Here is an 18,599-nt window from a genome sequence, read left to right as displayed (position 1 = left end):
AAAATATGAATCAAGATAAAGTTGCATTAAAAAACTTTACAGAAGAAGAGCTAAAAGAGTTTATGAAAACTATAGGAGAAAAAGCTTTTAGAGGAAGTCAAGTTTACTCTTGGATATACAAGGGTGCTAAGACTTTTGATGATATGAATAATATTCCAAAAAGTTTAAGAGAAAAATTAGCTGAAGTATCCTATATAGGAAATATAGAAATCGAATTGAAATTAGAATCAAAGATTGATAAAACTAAAAAGTATTTATTTTTATTAAACGATGGTAATATAATAGAAACTGTAATGATGGATTACGATGATAGAGTTACAGTTTGTATATCAAATCAAGTAGGATGTAGAATGGGATGTAAGTTTTGTGCATCTACTATAGATGGGCTTTTAAGAAATTTAGAGCCTTGGGAAATCTTAGATCAAATACTAAAAATACAAGAAGATACAGGTAAAAGAGTATCAAATCTTGTTTTAATGGGAAGTGGTGAACCACTAGATAACTTTGAAAATACTAAGAAGTTTTTAGAAATAGTAAATGATAAAAATGGTTTAAATATAGGTTATAGACATATAACTTTATCAACTTGTGGTATAGCACCAAAAATGAGAGAACTTGCAGATTTAGAGATACCTATAAACCTTGCTTTATCACTTCACTCTCCATATGATGAAAAAAGAAAAGAAATTATGCCAATAGCAAATGCATATCCTATAAAGGAGATACTAGATGCTTGCAAGTATTATATAAAAAAGACAAATAGAAGGGTTACCCTAGAGTACTCTCTTATAAAAGGTGTAAATGATTCGCCAAATGAAGCAAATGAACTAATAAAGTTACTAAAGGGCATGTTATGTCATGTTAACTTAATACCTATAAACAATGTAGAAGAAAGAGACTTTAAACGTCCAGATAAGTCTCATATATACAAGTTTAAAGATATATTAGAAAAAAATAATATACCAGCTACAGTTAGAATATCTATGGGCTCTGATATTGGTGGAGCTTGTGGACAATTAAGAAGAAAGCATAAGTAGCTTTAGGGGGGAAGTCTAATGATTTATAGTTGTGACTCAGACATAGGCCTAGTTAGGAAAAATAACGAAGATTATTGTATGGGTGAAATTATAAAAACGGATTCTGCTGATATAGGCATATTTGCCCTAGCAGATGGAATGGGTGGACATAAAAAAGGAGAAGTTGCAAGTAAGCTAGCAGTAGATAATATAATGTTTTTCTTAAAGGAAAACTTATTACAAAATAATAACATCAAAATAGACTATATAGATGATATAATAAAACAAGCTTATAATGAAGTGAACTCCATAATATATAAAAAGTCTATAAGTGGTGAAGAATATTCAGGCATGGGGACTACTTTAACAACGGCTATACTATATAAAAATAAGTTATATGTAGCTAATGTTGGAGATAGTAGATGTTATTTATTAAGTAAAAATGAATTTAAAAAAGTTACAATGGATCATTCTGTAGTTGAAGAGCTAATAAAGGCAAACATCATAACAGAGGAAGAAGCTAAAAATCATCCTAGAAGAAATCATATAACAAGAGCTATGGGAAGTGAAGAAATAGTTATTGTCGATATATTTAAGCATGAAATAGATAGAGGAGATAAAATTCTTTTATGTAGTGATGGTTTAACAGGATTTGTTGATAATGAAAGTATTGAAGAGATTATGATGAAAGACATTGAAGTCAAAGAGATAAGTGATGATTTAATAAATAAAGCAAACAGCATGTCTGGAAGGGACAATATATCTGTTATAGTAATAGAGGATAAATAGGATGGTGATAAAGTGGGAGAGACTGTTTTAGGTAATAGATATGAAATTATTAGAAAAATTGGCGATGGAGGAATGGCTTTTGTATATGAAGCTAAAGATAGACTTTTAAACAGAACTGTAGCTGTAAAAGTTTTAAGACCTGAATTTGTTGATGATGAGGAGTTCTTAGGAAAATTTAAAAGAGAAGCAGAAGCTGTAGCTAGTTTATCGCACCCTAATATAGTAAATGTATATGATGTAGGAGAAGATGGAAAAGTTCATTACATAGTAATGGAATTTATAGATGGGCAAAATTTAAAAGAAATAATAAAAAATGAAGGTGTTTTAGATGAATATACTGCACTTGATATAACTAAACAAATAGCTATGGCTCTTAGTGCAGCACATAGAAAAGGTATTATTCATAGAGATATAAAACCTCACAATATACTTATATCAAATGAAGGCAGAATAGTTAAAGTAGCAGACTTTGGTATAGCTAAGGCTGTATCTAATTCTACTATGACAAACATTGGAAGTATAATAGGTTCTGTACATTATTTTTCACCAGAACAAGCTAAAGGTAAATTTGTAACTAGTAATGCAGATCTTTATTCTTTAGGAATAGTATTATATGAAATGTTAATAGGTAAGGTACCATTTAGGGGAGATAGTCCTATATCAATAGCACTTCAGCATATAAATGATAATTTAGATTTCACTCAAGAGGAGAAAGTTAGAATTCCTCAAAGTGTAAGAACTATTATAAAAAAGCTAACAGAAAAATCTAGTGCTGATAGGTATCAAAGTGCAGAAGAATTGATAGAAGATATTGAGTACATAGAAAAGAATATAGATTTAGATTTTATAAAAGAATATGATAACTATGCTACTCAAAAGATAGAAGATAGGGAATTAAGAAACTCTATGGTTAATGTTGATGATAATCAAGAAGAAGCATATGATGATGAATATGATGATTATGAAGACGAAGACGAGTATGAAGACCCTAAGCAAAACAGAAATGAAAAAAAGAAATCTAAGAATTCAAATAGAAGAAAAAAAGAAGTAAAAGAAGATAGCCCTTTAATGAAAAAAATACTTGTAGTTGCAGCAGTAATATTGATAATAATATTAGGTGCTCAAGTTTATCTAGCAGGCAAATATTTATTAGGATCAAATAGCAATCAAACAGGAGTGGAGACAGTGATTACTCCTGATGTTAAAAATATGAGCTTAGATGAAGCTCAAAGAAAGCTAGATGATTTAGGCTTAAATGTAACAATAAAAGAAGAATATGATACAAATGTAGAAGCTAACCATGTAATATCTCAAATGCCGGAAGCTGGAAAACAAGTAAAAGAAGGAGATTCTGTAACTATCGTTTTAAGTAAAGGTAAAAAACAAGCTCAGGTTCCAAATGTAGTTGGACTTAGCTTAATAGAAGCAGAGAGTGTACTAAGAGAAAATAATTTAGTTTTAGGCAATGTTAAGCAAGAGTTTAGCGAAAGCTTTAAAGAAGGAAATATAATTAGACAGACACCTCAATCAGGTACATCTATTTCAGGGAATGGAGAAGCAGTTGATGTAGTGGTAAGTAAGGGACCTAAGCCAGTAGCACCACCTGAAGAAAATAAAAAAGAGGAAAGTGATAATACACAAACTCCTCCAGTAGTTACACCAGACGAAAATCAAAACACTAAACCAGAGACAGGTAATGGTTCAAATAATTCTGGAAATAGTCAAGGTAACTCAGGGGAATCAGGTAATACTACTCCAGAAAAACCAGGGGATAATGCTGGTGGTAATACTGGAGGAAACACAGGTGGAAATTCACCTAGTGGAGAAAATTCAAACAATGGAGGAAGTAATCCTTCTCAAGGTGGAGGAAATAACACTGGTACTGAAGGAAGTGGAAATACTACACAATCACAAGAATAAATTAGTTAAACAAAAAAGTCCAACTTAATAAGTTGGGCTTTTATTTTAATAAATATTAATGATATTTTAAGTAATAAAAAATAAATATAGGTTAATTGTTAACTTATTATGATATTATATAAAAATAGGAAAGAATAATTATGCTAGAAAAATTAGAGGAGGAAATAGATGTTAGATGGAAAAATTGTAAAAGGAATAGGGGGATTTTATTACATAGACACTGAAAATGGGATATATGAATGTAAAGCTAGAGGAATATTTAGAAAGCAAAAGATAACACCTTTAGTTGGGGATAGAGTAAAAATAAATATAGTAGATGAAGAGGATAAAAAGGGTGTAATAGAGGAAATAGACAAAAGAGATACAGAACTTATAAGACCACCTATAGCAAACGTAGACAAAGCACTTATAGTATTTGCTATAAAAAATCCTAAGCCTAATTTATCGTTATTAGATAGATTTATAGTATTGGCTGAAAAGGAAAACCTAGATATAGTCATAGTTTTAACTAAAGTAGATTTAGATGAAGATGGAGATTTAGTAGAAGAGCTAAAAAATATATATGAAATAAGTGGATATAAAGTAATACCAGTTAGCAATAAAACTAAATTAAATATAGATAAGATAAAAGAAGAATTAAATGGAAATGTAGTAGTATTCGCAGGTCCATCTGGGGTAGGTAAGTCAAGTCTATTAAATGAAATAGATAAAAACTTTGAGTTACAAACTGGTGAAGTAAGTGATAAAATAAAAAGAGGTAAGCATACAACAAGACATGCAGAACTTTTAAAACTAGAGTGTGGAGGAATGGTAGCAGATACACCTGGATTTAGTTCTCTAACTCTTGATGATATAGAAGAAAGTGAACTTAAAGAATATTTTATAGAATTTGATGAGTTTGATGACTGTAGATTTGGTTTTAGATGTATACATGAAAATGAACCAAGTTGTGCAGTTAAAGAAGCTGTTAGTGAAGGAAAAATATCTAAAAAAAGATATGATAGCTATATACAATTATTAAATGAAATAAGACAAGGGAAGAGGAGATATTAAAATGATTAAATTAGCACCGTCAATATTATCAGCAGATTTTGCAAGACTATTAGAAGATGTAAAAAAAGTAGAAAGTGCAGGATGTGAATACCTTCATATCGATGTTATGGATGGACATTTTGTTCCAAATATAACTTTAGGGCCAGGTCTTGTTAAGTCCCTTAGAAAAGATGTAAATATGGTATTTGATGCACATCTAATGATAGAAAATCCAGATAATTATATAAAGGATTTTGTAGATGCAGGTTGTGATTTAATAGTTGTTCATCAAGAAGCATGTAAACACTTACACAGAACTATACAAAATATAAAATCGTACAATGTAAAAGCTGGAGTTGCACTAAACCCAGCAACACCAATAGAAACTATAAAACATGTAATAGAAGATGTAGATATGGTACTTATAATGACTGTCAATCCAGGATTTGGTGGGCAATCATTTATAGAGGGTATGATACCTAAAATAGAAGAATTAAAAAAACTAATAGATGATAGAAATTTAAATATAGACATACAAGTTGATGGAGGAATAAAGCCTACCAATGTAGATAAAGTTGTTAAGGCTGGGGCTAATATAATAGTTGCGGGTTCTGCAATATTTAATAGTGATGATATAGTAAAAACAGTAAATTTATTTAGAGAAAATGCTAGTTTATAGGTATAAAAATTGAAAAAAGCTTGCATTATACTAAATGGAAAATCAGAGAACTACAATAATATTAAAGAAATATTAGCCAAAAATAAGTACGACTATATAATATGTGCAGATGGAGGAGCAAATCATATCTACAACATGGATATAGTTCCAGATTATATAATAGGGGATTTAGATTCTGTAGATAGTAGTATAGTCAATTATTATAAGAACCTAAATGTAAAGTTTGAAAGGTTTCCTTCGAAAAAAAATGAAACAGATACGGAGTTGTGTATTTATCTAGCTAAAAATCTTAAAGTAAAGGAAATTGATTTTTATTTTGCTTTGGGAGGAAGAATAGATCATACTATTGCAAATATAAACTTATTGTACTTTGTAAAAAGTATAGGAATGATACCTACTATAATAAGTGAAAAAGAGATAATACAGATAGCTATAAATGAAGAAATAGAAATTAAAGGAAATATAGGAGATACTGTATCAGTAATACCTTTAAGTGGTGATGCAAAAGGAGTTACCCTTACTAATTTTGAATATCCCTTAGAGGAATATGATATGAAGTTTTATTTGCCATTAGGAATATCTAATGTAATGTTAGAAAATAAATGTAGAGTAAAAGTAAATGAAGGTAGTTTAATTGCTATTAGAAATATATAAAAGATGACGAAAGTCATCTTTTTTGTGTAATAATACTAAATTAATATTATTTATGAGCTAAAAAATATAAATCTATATAAACTTAAAATATTTAAATTGTATAAAAGGATTATAAAACACATAAGTCAAATATAGTAATAATTATAATTTTGGAGGGGTTTTATGGATAATAAGGTAGCGGTTATATATAAATCTAAATATGGAAGTACTAAAAAATATTCTGGATGGATAGCAATGAGGCTAAATGCCGATTTATATGAAGTTAGTGATATTAGAAATAAGGATTTAAAAGAATATAACACTATAATATATGGTGGAGGAATATATGCAAGCAAAATAAATGGAATAAGTTTTATAGAGAAAAACTTTCATAATATAAAAGATAAAAGAGTAATAATATTTACTGTAGGTATGGAGTCAATTTCTGAAGAATTAAGAAAAAATCTAATAGATAAAAATTTTAGTGATGAAATAGCAAGTAATATAACTTTAGTTAATTTTAGAGGTTCAATATTCTATAATGAATTAAGTATAAAAGACAAAATCCTTATGAAGGGATTAAAGGTATATATAGATAAAAAAGATTTTAGAGATCTTACAGAAGATGATAAGTTGATTTTAGATAGTTTTAATAAACAAATAGATATGTGTGATAAAAAAAGTATAGATAAATTGATAGAACTTTTGTAAAAGATGTATTTTGAAATACGTCTTTTTATTTTGAAAAAATTTATTAATAAAAAGTGGGACAGGTCTAAATATGGACTATTTTGCATAAATTTAATATATACATAAGTTTAAATAGTAAAATAACTCAAGGAGGTGTTTTAATGAAAAATAGCTCTAAGGTGTTATTGGGAATGTTATGTTTGTCAACAGGAGGAGCAGTACTTTTATCTATGATGCTTCCGGGGTGGATTTGGACATTGCTTACAGCAGTTATTTTAATTGGATGTGGAGTTTTACTATTTTTTTATTGATACTTGAATATGCTTTATAAGTAAGCCAAATAAATAATATTATTGGGGGAATGTTAAATGAAAATGGTAACAATAAAAATGCCTAAATGGATAGCTGGAATTATATTAAAGTTTATGAAGGGAAGCAAGAAAAAGTAATTAATGTAATTACTATAATCATTAGATGAAATTATAAAAATACATATGAAATAAAAAAGCCTACTAATTAGTAGGCTTTAAAGAACAATTAAGCTCTTTCTATTTTTCCAGAACGTAAACATCTAGTACAAACTTTAACTCTCTTAGGAGTTCCATCTATTATAGCTCTAACGCTTCTTAAGTTAGCTGACCATGTTCTTCTGTTATGTCTATTTGAGTGTGATACTTGGTTTCCAGAAACCTTTCCTTTACCACATACGCTACATACCTTTGCCATTTACGTACACCTCCTTAAAATGATAACTATTTAAAGACTAAAAACATATTTATATTAACATAAATATTAAAAACGTGCAATAGAAATATATATTTGCTTAACAAATATTGAACAATGTCTTGTTATCATATAAAATTATATATATAATTTTGTATAAAGTAAATATTTAAAATAAAATATTTACTATTACAAAATAATTACGTAGGTTTAAATTATATCATATTTATAGTATTATAGGATATATAAATTTTTATAATAATATAAATAAAATATTTATTCCAAATAAAAATATGAACCTAAGGGGGTAAATCATGAGCGTAAAAGTAAGTAATCAATATGGAAATATAGAAATAGATAAACATGTTATAGCACAAATTGCATACAGAGCTGCTATGGAAAGTTATGGATTAGTAGGTTTAGCATATAAAACTAAGGGTATAGTAGAACTATTAAAAGGTGAGAACGTATTAAAAGGTGTTTTAGTACAAGAATTAGAAGATAACACTATAGCTATAGAATTATATGTTATACTACAATACGGAACTAATATATCTACTGTTGCAAATAACATAATAGATAGAGTAAAATATACAGTTGAGAACACAACGGCTATAAAAGTAAGTAAAATAGATATCAATGTTCAAGGAATTAGAGTTAAGTAATTAGGAGGAAGAAAATGATTCAATATATAGATGGTAAATTATTAAGAGATATGTTTGTGTCAGGTGCAAATAATCTTCAAAATAATAAAGATTTAGTTGATAAACTAAATGTTTTTCCAGTTCCAGATGGAGATACAGGAACAAACATGTCTCTTACTATATCTTATGCAATGAAAGAATTGTCTAAGGTAGAGGGGGATAATATAACTGAAATAGGTAAAGCTCTATCTAAAGGCTCTTTAATGGGAGCTAGAGGAAATTCAGGTGTTATACTATCTCAAATAATAAGAGGATTTGCAAAATCAATAGAAGGAAAAGAAAAGATATCTACATCAGATTTAGCAGATGCATTTAAGAATGGTTCAGATACAGCTTATAAGGCTGTTATAAAGCCTATAGAAGGGACTATACTTACAGTAGTAAGAGAGAGTGGAGAATATGCACTTTCAGCTTGTAAGAAAGAAAAAGATTTAGTAGCATTCTTAGAAATGGTTATAAAGGAAGCTAATAATTCATTAAATAGAACACCAGAATTATTAAAAGCACTAAAAGAAGCTGGAGTTGTAGACTCTGGAGGTAAAGGTCTAGTACTAATATATGAAGGAATGTTAGAAGCTCTAAAAGGAAATTCTATAGAGGCTTTAGAAAAATCATCTACTACTACGACACAATCATCAGCTCAAGCGCAAATAAATACGGATGATATAAAGTTTGCTTATTGCACTGAGTTTATATTAGAAAGTGATAAAGTAAGCGACTTACAAATAAGAGATATGATGATGAAGTATGGAGATAGTTTAGCAGTAGTTGGAGATGACGGTGTAATAAAAGTGCACGTTCATACTAATGATCCAGGACTAGTATTACAAGATGCTTTAAAATATGGACAATTAATAACTATAAAAATAGAAAACATGAAAGTACAACATGAAAACATATTGCTTGATACAAAAGATGAAACAGCATCAGCAGTAGAAGAAAAAGAATATGGATTCATAGCAACTTCTATGGGTGAAGGACTAGCTCAAATTTTTAAAGATTTTGGTGTTGATTACATAATAGAGGGTGGACAAACAATGAACCCTAGCACAGAAGACTTTATGAAAGCTATAGAAGAAATTCATGCTAAAAATATATTTATATTCCCAAATAATAGCAATATAATAATGGCTGCTAATCAAGCAAAAGAATTAAGTGAAAAAAATATAATAGTAATTCCTACTAAAAATACTCCTCAAGGATTTACAGCATTAGTAAACTTCAATGCAGACTTATCTGTAGAAGAAAATGAAGAAGCTATGATGGAGTCTTTAGGACTAGTTAAATCAGGTCAAGTTACATTTGCAGTTAGAGATACTGTTATGAATGATATAGAAGTTAAAGAAGGTAATATAATAGGTATAGCAGAAGGAAAATTACAATCTGCTGGAGATGGTGTTGATGAAATAACAACTAAGCTTATAGAAAATATAGTAGATGAAGATAGTGCTATAATAACTTTATTCTATGGTGAAGATGTAAAAGAAGAAGATGCAAACAAACTTCGTGACGAGTTAGAAGAAAAGTTTGAAGACATAGATGTAGAATTATATTACGGAGGTCAACCTCTTTATTACTACTTAATTTCAGTTGAATAATATTTAAAAAATCCTGTAAAATCCTACTTAGTAAGGATTGTACAGGATTTTTATCTAATAGGTGATAATATGGATTTAAATAAAGATATACAGTATGTAAAAGGGATAGGACCTAAAAGAGCTCAAAAACTCAATAAATTAAATATATTTACGCTAAAAGATCTATTATATTATTTTCCTAGACAATTTGAAGATAGAAATAATATAAAAAAGATTGCTCAACTAGAAAATGAAGATAGAGCTACTATAAAAGCTATTATAGTAGGAAGCCATACGTCATCTCCTAGAAAAGGTCTTAATATAACTAAGCTAGACGTAAGAGATGAAACAGGGTATGCAAAATTAGTATTTTTTAATCAAGAATATATAAAAAATGCATTTAAAGTTGGAGATACTATATTAGTATTTGGTAAAGTTAAAAAAGAATTTAAAAATGTAGAATTAACTTCTTGTGAAGTGGAGCACCTTAGCAATTCACCAAAATCTACATGTAAAATAATACCTGTATATCCTTTAACTTATGGAGTTACTAATAAAGAAGTAAGTAGCATAATAAAAGGAGTGCTTAATGATAAGGAAATAAACATAAAAGAGTATCTTCCAATTAATATATTAGAAAAATATAAGTTATGTAGCATAGATTACGCTGTTAGAAATATTCATAATCCAAGCAGTAAAGAAGCCTTAAAAATTGCTTTATATAGAATCGTATTTGAAGAATTTTTAATGCTACAGTTAGGATTATTTATGTTTAAAAATGGAGTAAGTGAAGTCGATGGTATAAAGTTTTTAGAAAATAAGAAACTAGAAGAAATAAGAAGTTCATTACCATTTAAATTAACGAAAGCTCAGGAGAGAGCATTAAATGAAATAATAGATGATATGAATTCAAATAGTGCTATGAATAGGCTAGTACAAGGTGATGTTGGATCAGGTAAAACAGTCGTAGCTCTTTTAGCATTATCACATTGTATTTTAAATGGATATCAAGGTGCATTAATGGCTCCTACTGAAATATTAGCTGAACAACATTATATTTCTCTTACAGAAACTTTAAAGCCTTTTGGAGTGAATGTAGAATTACTAGTTGGTAGTTTAACAAAGAAGAATAAAGAAAAAGTTTTAGAAAGAGTAAAAAATAAAGAAATAGATATATTAATAGGAACTCATGCACTAATTGAAGATAAAGTAGAATTTAATAATCTAGGGTTAGTAATAACAGATGAACAACATAGATTTGGAGTTAGGCAACGAAGCAAATTATCGGAAAAAGGAGAGAATCCAGATATATTAGTAATGACGGCAACTCCAATACCAAGAACATTAGCTCTTATACTTTATGGAGATTTGGATATATCTATAATAGATGAGCTTCCTCCAGGAAGGCAGCCAATTGAAACTATAGCAGTTGATAAAGGAAAAAGAGATAGAGCTTACAACTCATTAGTTAGAAAAGAAGTAGAAAAAGGAAGACAAGTTTATATAGTGTGCCCTCTAGTAGAAGAAAGTGAAGCTATAGAAGCTAAAGCAGCTACAGAACTAGTTGATGAGCTAAAGTCTGAATATTTTAGCGATCTTAGAGTAGGTCTTTTACATGGAAAGATGAAAGGCAGCGAAAAAGATTCTATAATGAAGAGTTTTAAAAATAAAGAAATAGATATATTAGTTTCAACAACAGTTATAGAGGTTGGAGTTAATGTTCCCAATGCAACACTTATGATAATAGAAAATGCAGAAAGATTTGGGTTAGCACAGCTTCATCAGTTAAGAGGTCGTGTAGGTAGAGGAAGTCATAAGTCTTATTGTATATTAATATACGCATCTAAATCAGAAGTTTGTAGACAACGAATGTCTATAATGGAAGAAACAAATGATGGATTTAAAATATCAGAAAAAGATTTAGAAATAAGAGGGCCTGGTGAATTTTTTGGAACAAGACAACATGGTTTACCAGAATTAAAGGTTGCAAATATATTTAAACACATGAAAATACTTAAACTTGCTCAACAAGAAGCTAGAATTATATTTTCTAAAGACTCTAAGTTAGATAATTATGAAAATAAAGGCTTAAAACGTGAAATTATGAATAAATTTGAGAATATAGTTAAAGAAATTTCGTTAAATTAATATAAAATTATGCTAAAATATACAATGAGGTGAAGGTACGTTGAGAGTAATATCAGGAAAAGTAAGAGGATTAAAGTTAAATACTCCTAAAAATGAAGATGTAAGACCAACAACAGATAGAGTTAAAGAATCATTATTTAATATGATAAATCCATATATGATGGAAAGTAACATATTAGACTTATTTGCTGGAACTGGTTCTTTAGGAATAGAGTGTTTATCTAGAGGTGCTTCAAAATGTACCTTTGTGGATGTAAGTAGAGAGAGTATAGCTTTGGTAAAATCCAATATAAAGAAAGCTAGATTTGAAAATGAAAGTGAAGTCTTAAACTTAGATTTCAAAGATGCTATAAGTAAGCTTAAAATAAAAAATAATAAATTTGATGTTATATTTATGGATCCTCCATATTATAAAGACATGTTTATTGATGCTCTTGAAAAAATAGACAATGCAAATATACTTAAAGAAGATGGTATAATTGTAGTCGAACATGATACTAAAGATAAATTCCCAGAAGAAATAGGCAGTTTAGAAAAAAGTAGAGACAAAAAGTATGGGAATACAACTTTAACATTTTATAAGTTAAAATAGAATATATAAAATCCTAATATCAATGTTAAAATGGAGGGCTAAGCAAAAAGATGAATAAAAAAATAAGAAAAGCTATATTTGCAGGAAGCTTTGATCCAATAACTAATGGACACTTAGATATAATATGTAGAGCTTCTAAAATATTTGATGAGTTGCAAATAGGGGTGCTTCATAATCCTAATAAAAAGGGAATGTTCACTTTTGAAGAAAGAGTAGAACTTATAGAAAAATGTACTAATCATCTTGATAATATAAAAATAGTAAGTTTTAATGGACTTTTAGTAAATTATTGTGAAGAACATGGTATAGATACTTTAGTAAGAGGAATTAGAAATGGTACTGATGTTGAGTATGAACTGCAAATGGCTCACATGAATAAAGAATTAAATCCTAATATTGAAACTGTAATATTAGCAACTAATCCAAAGTATTCATTTATAAGTTCCTCGTTAATAAAGGAAGTATTAAACTTTGATGCAGATATAAAAAACTTAGTTCCAGAAGTTGTATTAGAAGAACTTAAAAGAAAAACTAATAGGGGGAAGTAACTATGTATGTAGATTTAGAAATAATTGAATTGTTAGATGAATTAGAAAGTATGATAAATAATGCATCTTCAATACCTTTTTCTCAAAAGTCTGGTATAGATAAAAATGAAGTATTAGGTGTTATAGGTGAAATAAAATCATTAGTTCCAGAAGAAGTAAAGCAAGCAACATGGATTAATAAAGAAAGACACAAAATAATAAATGATGCAAAAATAGAAGCACAAGAATTAGTGGAACAAGCTAAAAAGGAAGCACAAAGAATACAAGATGAGTACAATGAAAAAGTAGAAGAGTTAAAGAAAAATTCTGATGAAATTTTAAATGCTTACTTAGAATCAAGTGAACCTATTCAAAAAGCAGAATTACAAGCTAAAGAAATGATAGCAAGAGCAGAAAGAATAGCAGGTGAAATAAGACTTGGATCTATAGAGTATGCTGATAATGTACTTTTAAGTTTAGAACATAATATAAAGGATTTACTAGAAGAAATATCAAGAGATAGATTAGAGTTAAATCCAGAACAATAATATAAAGGCTATAAAAAAAGAAAGTGTTAGCTTTCTTTTTTTATAGCGATCTTTTCTAGCCTTGAAAGAAGATTTAAAATATAAACTATAAATATTACTAAAAGTACTGTATTGTAATTAGACAAATAAAAATTAGATACACCACCATGGTAGATATAATTATAAGTGTTAGAGAAATTGGAAACAAGTGAAATTGATTCTATTAAAGGATATAGTAAAAATGTAAGAATCCCTGATATAATCCCATGAAAAAATTTACTTAATATGTATATAGGTACGCTAATATCTGTTTTTGATATAAAGGTACAACATTGGGCAAGTATAGAAATACCACTAAACCCTATTAAGAAACTAGCTAGAGAGGCTTTTAAAGCTTCTGAAACATTAGATACAGATGATATTTTATTACAACCTATAGTTATTTCAAATAAGCCACTTATAAGACCGTAACAAAGTTCTTTTGTAAATCCTAAAAGAGATAGAGGAATATATAAGATAAAAGCAATGACATCAACTATTTTAAATAATGTAAGTACCTTAAAAATCACTGAAAATACTATTACAAAACCGCCAATCATAAGTAATGTATTAACACCACTATTTACAGCATTTCCAAATAGAACAAAAAAGCCTTGACCATTAGAGAAACGAGTATTTATTGTATTTTTAATATTAGCTTTTAGGGATATAGATGAACTAGAAATAATATCTTTACCGTAACCTCTAAAAAACAATCCTATAGATATAGACCCTAAGTAATGGCAAATAATCATTAAATAACCAAGATTGGGATGTTTAAACATACCAGTTGCTACAGCACCTATTATAAATAGTGGCCCAGATGTAGAGCAAAAAGAAATTAGCCTTTGCCCTTCATCCTTAGAAATTTGAGAATTAAGCCTAAGTTCTGAGGCAAGTTTTGCACCTACAGGATAGCCAGAAACTGTTGATATAAGAAAGACTAAGGCACTTTTCCCAGAAACATTAAAGATAAACTTAGTAAAAGGGTTAATTATAAACCCAATTATATCAACGATTTTTAAATCAACAATCAAGTTTGCACCTATAATAAATGGAAGTAAAGAAGGTATTAGTATTGTGGTCCAAATTTCTATGCCTTCCTTAGCAGCCTCTAAGGAATCATTAGGAAAAATAATTATTCCAAGTATAATTAATAAAACGATACATATAGGAACAAAAAAACATATAATTTTTCTTTTCTTCATAAGCATCACCTAATAAAATATATAGTATAAGACAAGTATATTTAAGGAAGAAGATATATATGAGAAAAAATATATAAATAATATAAATTTAAGGGGGATATCATGTTTGTTAATATTTCAAATAAGAAAGTTTATGAACTTGTAATAGAACAAATACAAGATAAAATCTTAAATGGGGAATTAAAAAAAGGAGATAAGCTCCCATCGGAAAGAGAATTATCAGAGCAGATGAGTGTAAGTAGAACATCTATTAGGGAAGCAATAAGGGTATTAGAGACTATAGGGGTGGTTGAAAGCAAACAAGGCGATGGAAACTTTATATGTACTAATATAGAAAAGTCACTAATAGAACCTCTATCTATGGTATTTAAATTAAATGAAGGTACATGGCAAAATGTATTGGAACTAAGAGAAGTATTAGAATTACAAACCGTAAAAATAGCAGCAATAAAAGCAACAAAAGAAGACTGTAAAGAATTAAAAACTATAATAGGTGCAATGGGAAAAGAAAATAGTATGAAAAAATACAATAGTAAGAAAATAATCCAACTTGATCAAAGATTTCACAATAAAATAGCATCTATAAGTAAAAATTATCTTATAGAAAGTGTATTTATAACATCATCTAAACTATTTGAAAGGTTTATAGAAGATGCAAGAGAAAAAATTATAGAAAATTATAGAGATGAAGAACTATTATTTGAAAATCATAGAAGGATATATGAAGGAATAAGCAAAAATGATCCGATATTAGCTTATGAAGAGATGAAAAGACATATGGAAAATATAAGAGAAAGCTATATAAAAACTATTGGTTGAAAATTGTTAATTTTCAATCAATTATTGCGGTTTATAAATATCTCTTATATTATATAAAATATAAGTGGTAATACCACTGACCATCATTCAAGTTACCGACATAAAATAAAATATATAGGAGGTACTTGATGAACGAGTATGTATTATTTTTAATAGCTATAATACCGATAATATGGTTAATTGTATCCTTAGGGATAATGAAACTACCAGCACATAAAACCTGCTTTGCAACAGTTATATTAACATTTATTATAGCTATGGTATTTTGGAAAATGCCATTTGTAGATGCTATTACGGCATCTATAGAAGGAGTATTAGTTGCATTATGGCCAATTCTTTTAGTTATAGTTGCAGCGCTATTTACTTATAATTTAGCAGTTGAAACTAAAACTATGGATACTATGAAAAAAATGTTATCTAGTATTACAACAGATGACAGAATACAAGTGCTTATACTAGCTTGGGGATTTGGAGGTTTTTTAGAAGCTGTTGCAGGATACGGCACAGCAGTTGCAATACCAGCAAGTATATTAGCATCTTTAGGATTTAATCCCATATTTGCAGCTATAATATGTCTTATAGCTAATACAGTACCAACAGCTTTTGGAGCAATAGGCATACCTGTAAGTACATTAGCATCAGTGACGGGACTAGACGTAATGAGATTAAGTTATTTAACAGCAATTCAATTAGCACCATTCATAATAGTAATACCTTTTGTATTAGTAATTTTAACAAAGAAAAGCCTTAAAGCATTAAAAGGAGTATTTTTAATAACTTTAGCATCAGGGGTAGCATTTGCATTACCTCAAATATTTGTAGCAAAGTATCTAGGAGCTGAATTACCTGCTCTTATAGGAAGTTTATGTAGTATGCTAATTACAATTCTTATGGCAAAAGCAATGAATAAAAGAAAAGATATGTCAGAAGAAGAAAATAGAATAAAAGGAAGTGTAGCATTAAAAGTCAGTGTAAGTACAAAAGAGGGTATATTAGCTTGGCTTCCATACATATTACTATGTGTTTTAATTTTAGCAGCAAGTCCATTGTTCACATCTATAAATGAATTTTTAGCTAGATTTGCAAGTCAATTTAAAATATACACAGGAGAAGGAGCCGCAACAACTGAATTCATATGGATAAATACACCAGGTATTGTAATAATAGTTGCTACATTTATAGGTGGATTAATACAAAGAGTAAAAGTATCTACTATGATAAATGTATTTATAAGAACTGTAAAACAATTATCTAAATCTTTTATAACTATAACATCTATAGTTGCTATATCAAAACTTATGTCTTACAGCACAATGACAGCATCAATATCTTTTGGACTAAGCGCAATAACTGGATCATTTTATCCTGTAATATCACCACTTTTAGGCTCAATAGGTACATTTGTAACAGGTAGTGACACATCAGCAAATATATTGTTTGGAGGTTTACAATCTCAATCAGCTACATCTCTAGGCATAGACCCATATTGGATAGCAGCAGCAAATACTGCAGGGGCAACAGCAGGAAAAATGATATCACCTCAAAGTATAGCTATAGCAACATCTGCTACTGGGTTAATAGGAAAAGAAGGTAAAATTTTAAACTCAACTCTTAAATTTTGTTTAGGATATGTAGTAATATTAGGAGTATTAGTTTATTTTGGAAGTTATATACAGATATAAAAATATAAGGGGGAAAATATGCCTACTTTAAAAGTTCCATATTCTAAAGAGGGAATGATTTTAAATATTCCAGATGAAAATTTCTTAATGACACTTCAATCTAAAGCACATACATATAAAGTCAATAGAACTCAAGAAGAAATAGTAGAAAATTCATTAGACAATCCAATAGGCTCTAAGAAATTAGAAGAATTAGCAAAAGATAAAAAAAGTATCGTCATAATAACTAGTGATCACACAAGACCTGTACCAAGCAAAATTACCATGACAATAATCTTAAAAAGAATAAGAAAAGTAAATAAAGATGCAAGTATAAAAATATTAATTGCTACAGGGTTTCACAGAGAAAGTACAAAAGAAGAATTGATTTATAAAATGGGTGAGGAAATAGTAGAAAATGAAGAAATAATAATGCATATATCAACAGATGATTCTCAAATGGAAAAAATGGGAGTATTGCCATCTGGTGGAGATTTATATCTAAATAAACTAGTTAAAGAAGCAGATTTATTAATAGCAGAAGGTTTTATAGAACCTCACTTTTTTGCAGGTTTTTCTGGAGGTAGAAAAAGTATATTACCAGGTATAGCATCAGCAAAAACTATAATGTATAACCACTGTAGTGACTTTATAGATAGTGAAAATGCCAGAACTGGAACACTACAAAATAATCCTATTCACGAGGATATGGTATATGCAGCTAAAGTATCAAATCTCGCTTTTATACTAAATGTTGTAATAGACCAAGATAAAAAAGTTATAGCATCTTTTGCTGGAGATGTAGAAAAAGCACATAAAAAAGGATGTGAATTTGTAACAGAGTTATCTAAAGTTAAATCTCATAAAGCTGATATAGTTGTTAGTACTAATGGAGGGTATCCTCTTGATCAAAATATATATCAGTCTGTAAAAGGAATGACTGCAGCAGAAGCTACTTGCAATGAAGGTGGAGTAATAATTATGATATCTGCCTGCAATGATGGTCATGGAGGTCAATCTTTTTACGATAATATAGCAAATGCTAAATCACCAAAAGAAGTTTTAGAAAAAGTAAGAAAGGTAAGTAGGGGAGATACTGTACCTGACCAATGGGAGTTTCAAATATTAGCTAGAATACTTGAAAATTACACTGTAATAATGGTTACAGATAAGTGTGATAAAGATATGATAGAGAATATGCATATGAAGCATGCATCAAACTTTGAAGATGCTTTAAATATGGCATTTCATATAAAGGGAAGGGATTCAAAGGTTGTAGTTATTCCTGATGGAGTATCTGTAATAGTTAAATAGT

The 18,599-nt window shown here is 28.7% G+C and carries 19 protein-coding genes; 17 read left to right on the top strand and 2 right to left on the bottom strand.

All coding sequences use genetic code 11. The annotated features are described in order from the left end of the window. Window positions 1–5: 5 nt before the first annotated feature. The 8 genes from rlmN to FRIFI_RS11010 all read left to right on the top strand — a co-directional run bounded on the left by rlmN (window position 6) and on the right by FRIFI_RS11010 (window position 7,070). A complete protein-coding gene (gene rlmN / locus FRIFI_RS11045; RefSeq protein WP_092924337.1) occupies window positions 6–1,037 on the top strand; it encodes a dual-specificity RNA methyltransferase RlmN in 1,032 nt (343 codons plus the stop codon). An 18-nt stretch (window positions 1,038–1,055) separates the two neighbouring features. Beyond that, a complete protein-coding gene (locus tag FRIFI_RS11040) occupies window positions 1,056–1,805 on the top strand; it encodes a Stp1/IreP family PP2C-type Ser/Thr phosphatase (protein ID WP_166505870.1) in 750 nt (249 codons plus the stop codon). A 12-nt stretch (window positions 1,806–1,817) separates the two neighbouring features. Next, window positions 1,818–3,725, top strand: coding sequence for a Stk1 family PASTA domain-containing Ser/Thr kinase (gene pknB / locus FRIFI_RS11035; protein ID WP_166505869.1), 1,908 nt, complete (start codon window positions 1,818–1,820; stop codon window positions 3,723–3,725). 168 nt (window positions 3,726–3,893) lie between these two features. Then, window positions 3,894–4,778, top strand: coding sequence for a ribosome small subunit-dependent GTPase A (gene rsgA, locus FRIFI_RS11030; protein WP_092924346.1), 885 nt, complete (start codon window positions 3,894–3,896; stop codon window positions 4,776–4,778). 1 nt (window position 4,779) lies between these two features. Further along, window positions 4,780–5,436: a ribulose-phosphate 3-epimerase gene (rpe, locus tag FRIFI_RS11025; RefSeq protein ID WP_166505868.1), complete on the top strand. Its 657-nt coding sequence runs from the start codon at window positions 4,780–4,782 to the stop codon at window positions 5,434–5,436. A gap of 9 nt (window positions 5,437–5,445) precedes the next feature. Next, window positions 5,446–6,090 (top strand): thiamine diphosphokinase, encoded by a 645-nt coding sequence (locus FRIFI_RS11020; protein WP_166505867.1) that lies wholly within the window; start codon window positions 5,446–5,448, stop codon window positions 6,088–6,090. Between the two features lie 162 nt (window positions 6,091–6,252). After that, on the top strand, window positions 6,253–6,780 hold the full coding sequence (locus FRIFI_RS11015; protein ID WP_166505866.1) for a flavodoxin domain-containing protein: 528 nt from the start codon (window positions 6,253–6,255) through the stop codon (window positions 6,778–6,780). A gap of 140 nt (window positions 6,781–6,920) precedes the next feature. After that, on the top strand, window positions 6,921–7,070 hold the full coding sequence (locus tag FRIFI_RS11010; RefSeq protein WP_092924358.1) for a 2-oxoglutarate translocator: 150 nt from the start codon (window positions 6,921–6,923) through the stop codon (window positions 7,068–7,070). Between the two features lie 226 nt (window positions 7,071–7,296). Here FRIFI_RS11010 and rpmB read toward each other — a convergent pair whose 3' ends face one another. Next, entirely contained in the window at window positions 7,297–7,485 is a 189-nt protein-coding gene (gene rpmB / locus FRIFI_RS11005) for a 50S ribosomal protein L28 (RefSeq protein WP_092924361.1), read from the bottom strand. Window positions 7,486–7,796: 311 nt separating this feature from the next. Between rpmB and FRIFI_RS11000 the strand changes: the two genes are divergently transcribed. The 6 genes from FRIFI_RS11000 to FRIFI_RS10975 all read left to right on the top strand — a co-directional run bounded on the left by FRIFI_RS11000 (window position 7,797) and on the right by FRIFI_RS10975 (window position 13,578). Next, window positions 7,797–8,147, top strand: a complete 351-nt coding sequence (locus FRIFI_RS11000; protein WP_092924364.1) for an Asp23/Gls24 family envelope stress response protein — start codon at window positions 7,797–7,799, stop codon at window positions 8,145–8,147. A 14-nt stretch (window positions 8,148–8,161) separates the two neighbouring features. After that, window positions 8,162–9,784 (top strand): DAK2 domain-containing protein, encoded by a 1,623-nt coding sequence (locus FRIFI_RS10995; RefSeq protein ID WP_092924367.1) that lies wholly within the window; start codon window positions 8,162–8,164, stop codon window positions 9,782–9,784. Between the two features lie 69 nt (window positions 9,785–9,853). After that, on the top strand, window positions 9,854–11,911 hold the full coding sequence (recG, locus tag FRIFI_RS10990; RefSeq protein ID WP_166505865.1) for an ATP-dependent DNA helicase RecG: 2,058 nt from the start codon (window positions 9,854–9,856) through the stop codon (window positions 11,909–11,911). Window positions 11,912–11,951: 40 nt separating this feature from the next. Next, window positions 11,952–12,503 carry a 16S rRNA (guanine(966)-N(2))-methyltransferase RsmD gene (gene rsmD / locus FRIFI_RS10985; RefSeq protein ID WP_092924373.1) on the top strand — a complete coding sequence of 184 codons (552 nt, stop codon included), beginning with the start codon at window positions 11,952–11,954 and terminating at the stop codon, window positions 12,501–12,503. A 50-nt stretch (window positions 12,504–12,553) separates the two neighbouring features. After that, entirely contained in the window at window positions 12,554–13,051 is a 498-nt protein-coding gene (coaD, locus tag FRIFI_RS10980) for a pantetheine-phosphate adenylyltransferase (RefSeq protein ID WP_166505864.1), read from the top strand. Between the two features lie 2 nt (window positions 13,052–13,053). After that, window positions 13,054–13,578 carry a hypothetical protein gene (locus FRIFI_RS10975; RefSeq protein WP_092924379.1) on the top strand — a complete coding sequence of 175 codons (525 nt, stop codon included), beginning with the start codon at window positions 13,054–13,056 and terminating at the stop codon, window positions 13,576–13,578. Between the two features lie 26 nt (window positions 13,579–13,604). Here FRIFI_RS10975 and FRIFI_RS10970 read toward each other — a convergent pair whose 3' ends face one another. After that, complete coding sequence (locus tag FRIFI_RS10970) at window positions 13,605–14,804, bottom strand: sporulation integral membrane protein YlbJ (protein WP_166505863.1); 1,200 nt, start codon at window positions 14,802–14,804, stop codon at window positions 13,605–13,607. 102 nt (window positions 14,805–14,906) lie between these two features. Here FRIFI_RS10970 and FRIFI_RS10965 point away from each other — a divergent pair, with 102 nt between their 5' ends. From FRIFI_RS10965 to larA, 3 genes are all read left to right on the top strand, one after another. Next, entirely contained in the window at window positions 14,907–15,623 is a 717-nt protein-coding gene (locus FRIFI_RS10965; protein WP_166505862.1) for a FadR/GntR family transcriptional regulator, read from the top strand. A 128-nt stretch (window positions 15,624–15,751) separates the two neighbouring features. Next, entirely contained in the window at window positions 15,752–17,305 is a 1,554-nt protein-coding gene (locus tag FRIFI_RS10960; protein WP_092924388.1) for an L-lactate permease, read from the top strand. A gap of 18 nt (window positions 17,306–17,323) precedes the next feature. Continuing rightward, window positions 17,324–18,598 (top strand): nickel-dependent lactate racemase, encoded by a 1,275-nt coding sequence (larA, locus tag FRIFI_RS10955; protein WP_166505861.1) that lies wholly within the window; start codon window positions 17,324–17,326, stop codon window positions 18,596–18,598. The last annotated feature ends 1 nt before the right edge of the window (window position 18,599 follow it).

The organism is Romboutsia hominis (genome assembly GCF_900002575.1).
In the GTDB taxonomy this organism is placed as follows: Bacteria; Bacillota; Clostridia; order Peptostreptococcales; family Peptostreptococcaceae; genus Romboutsia_C; species Romboutsia_C hominis.
The sequence above is the reverse complement of the archived record's forward strand: the minus strand, read 5'-3'. Positions and strand labels throughout refer to the sequence as shown.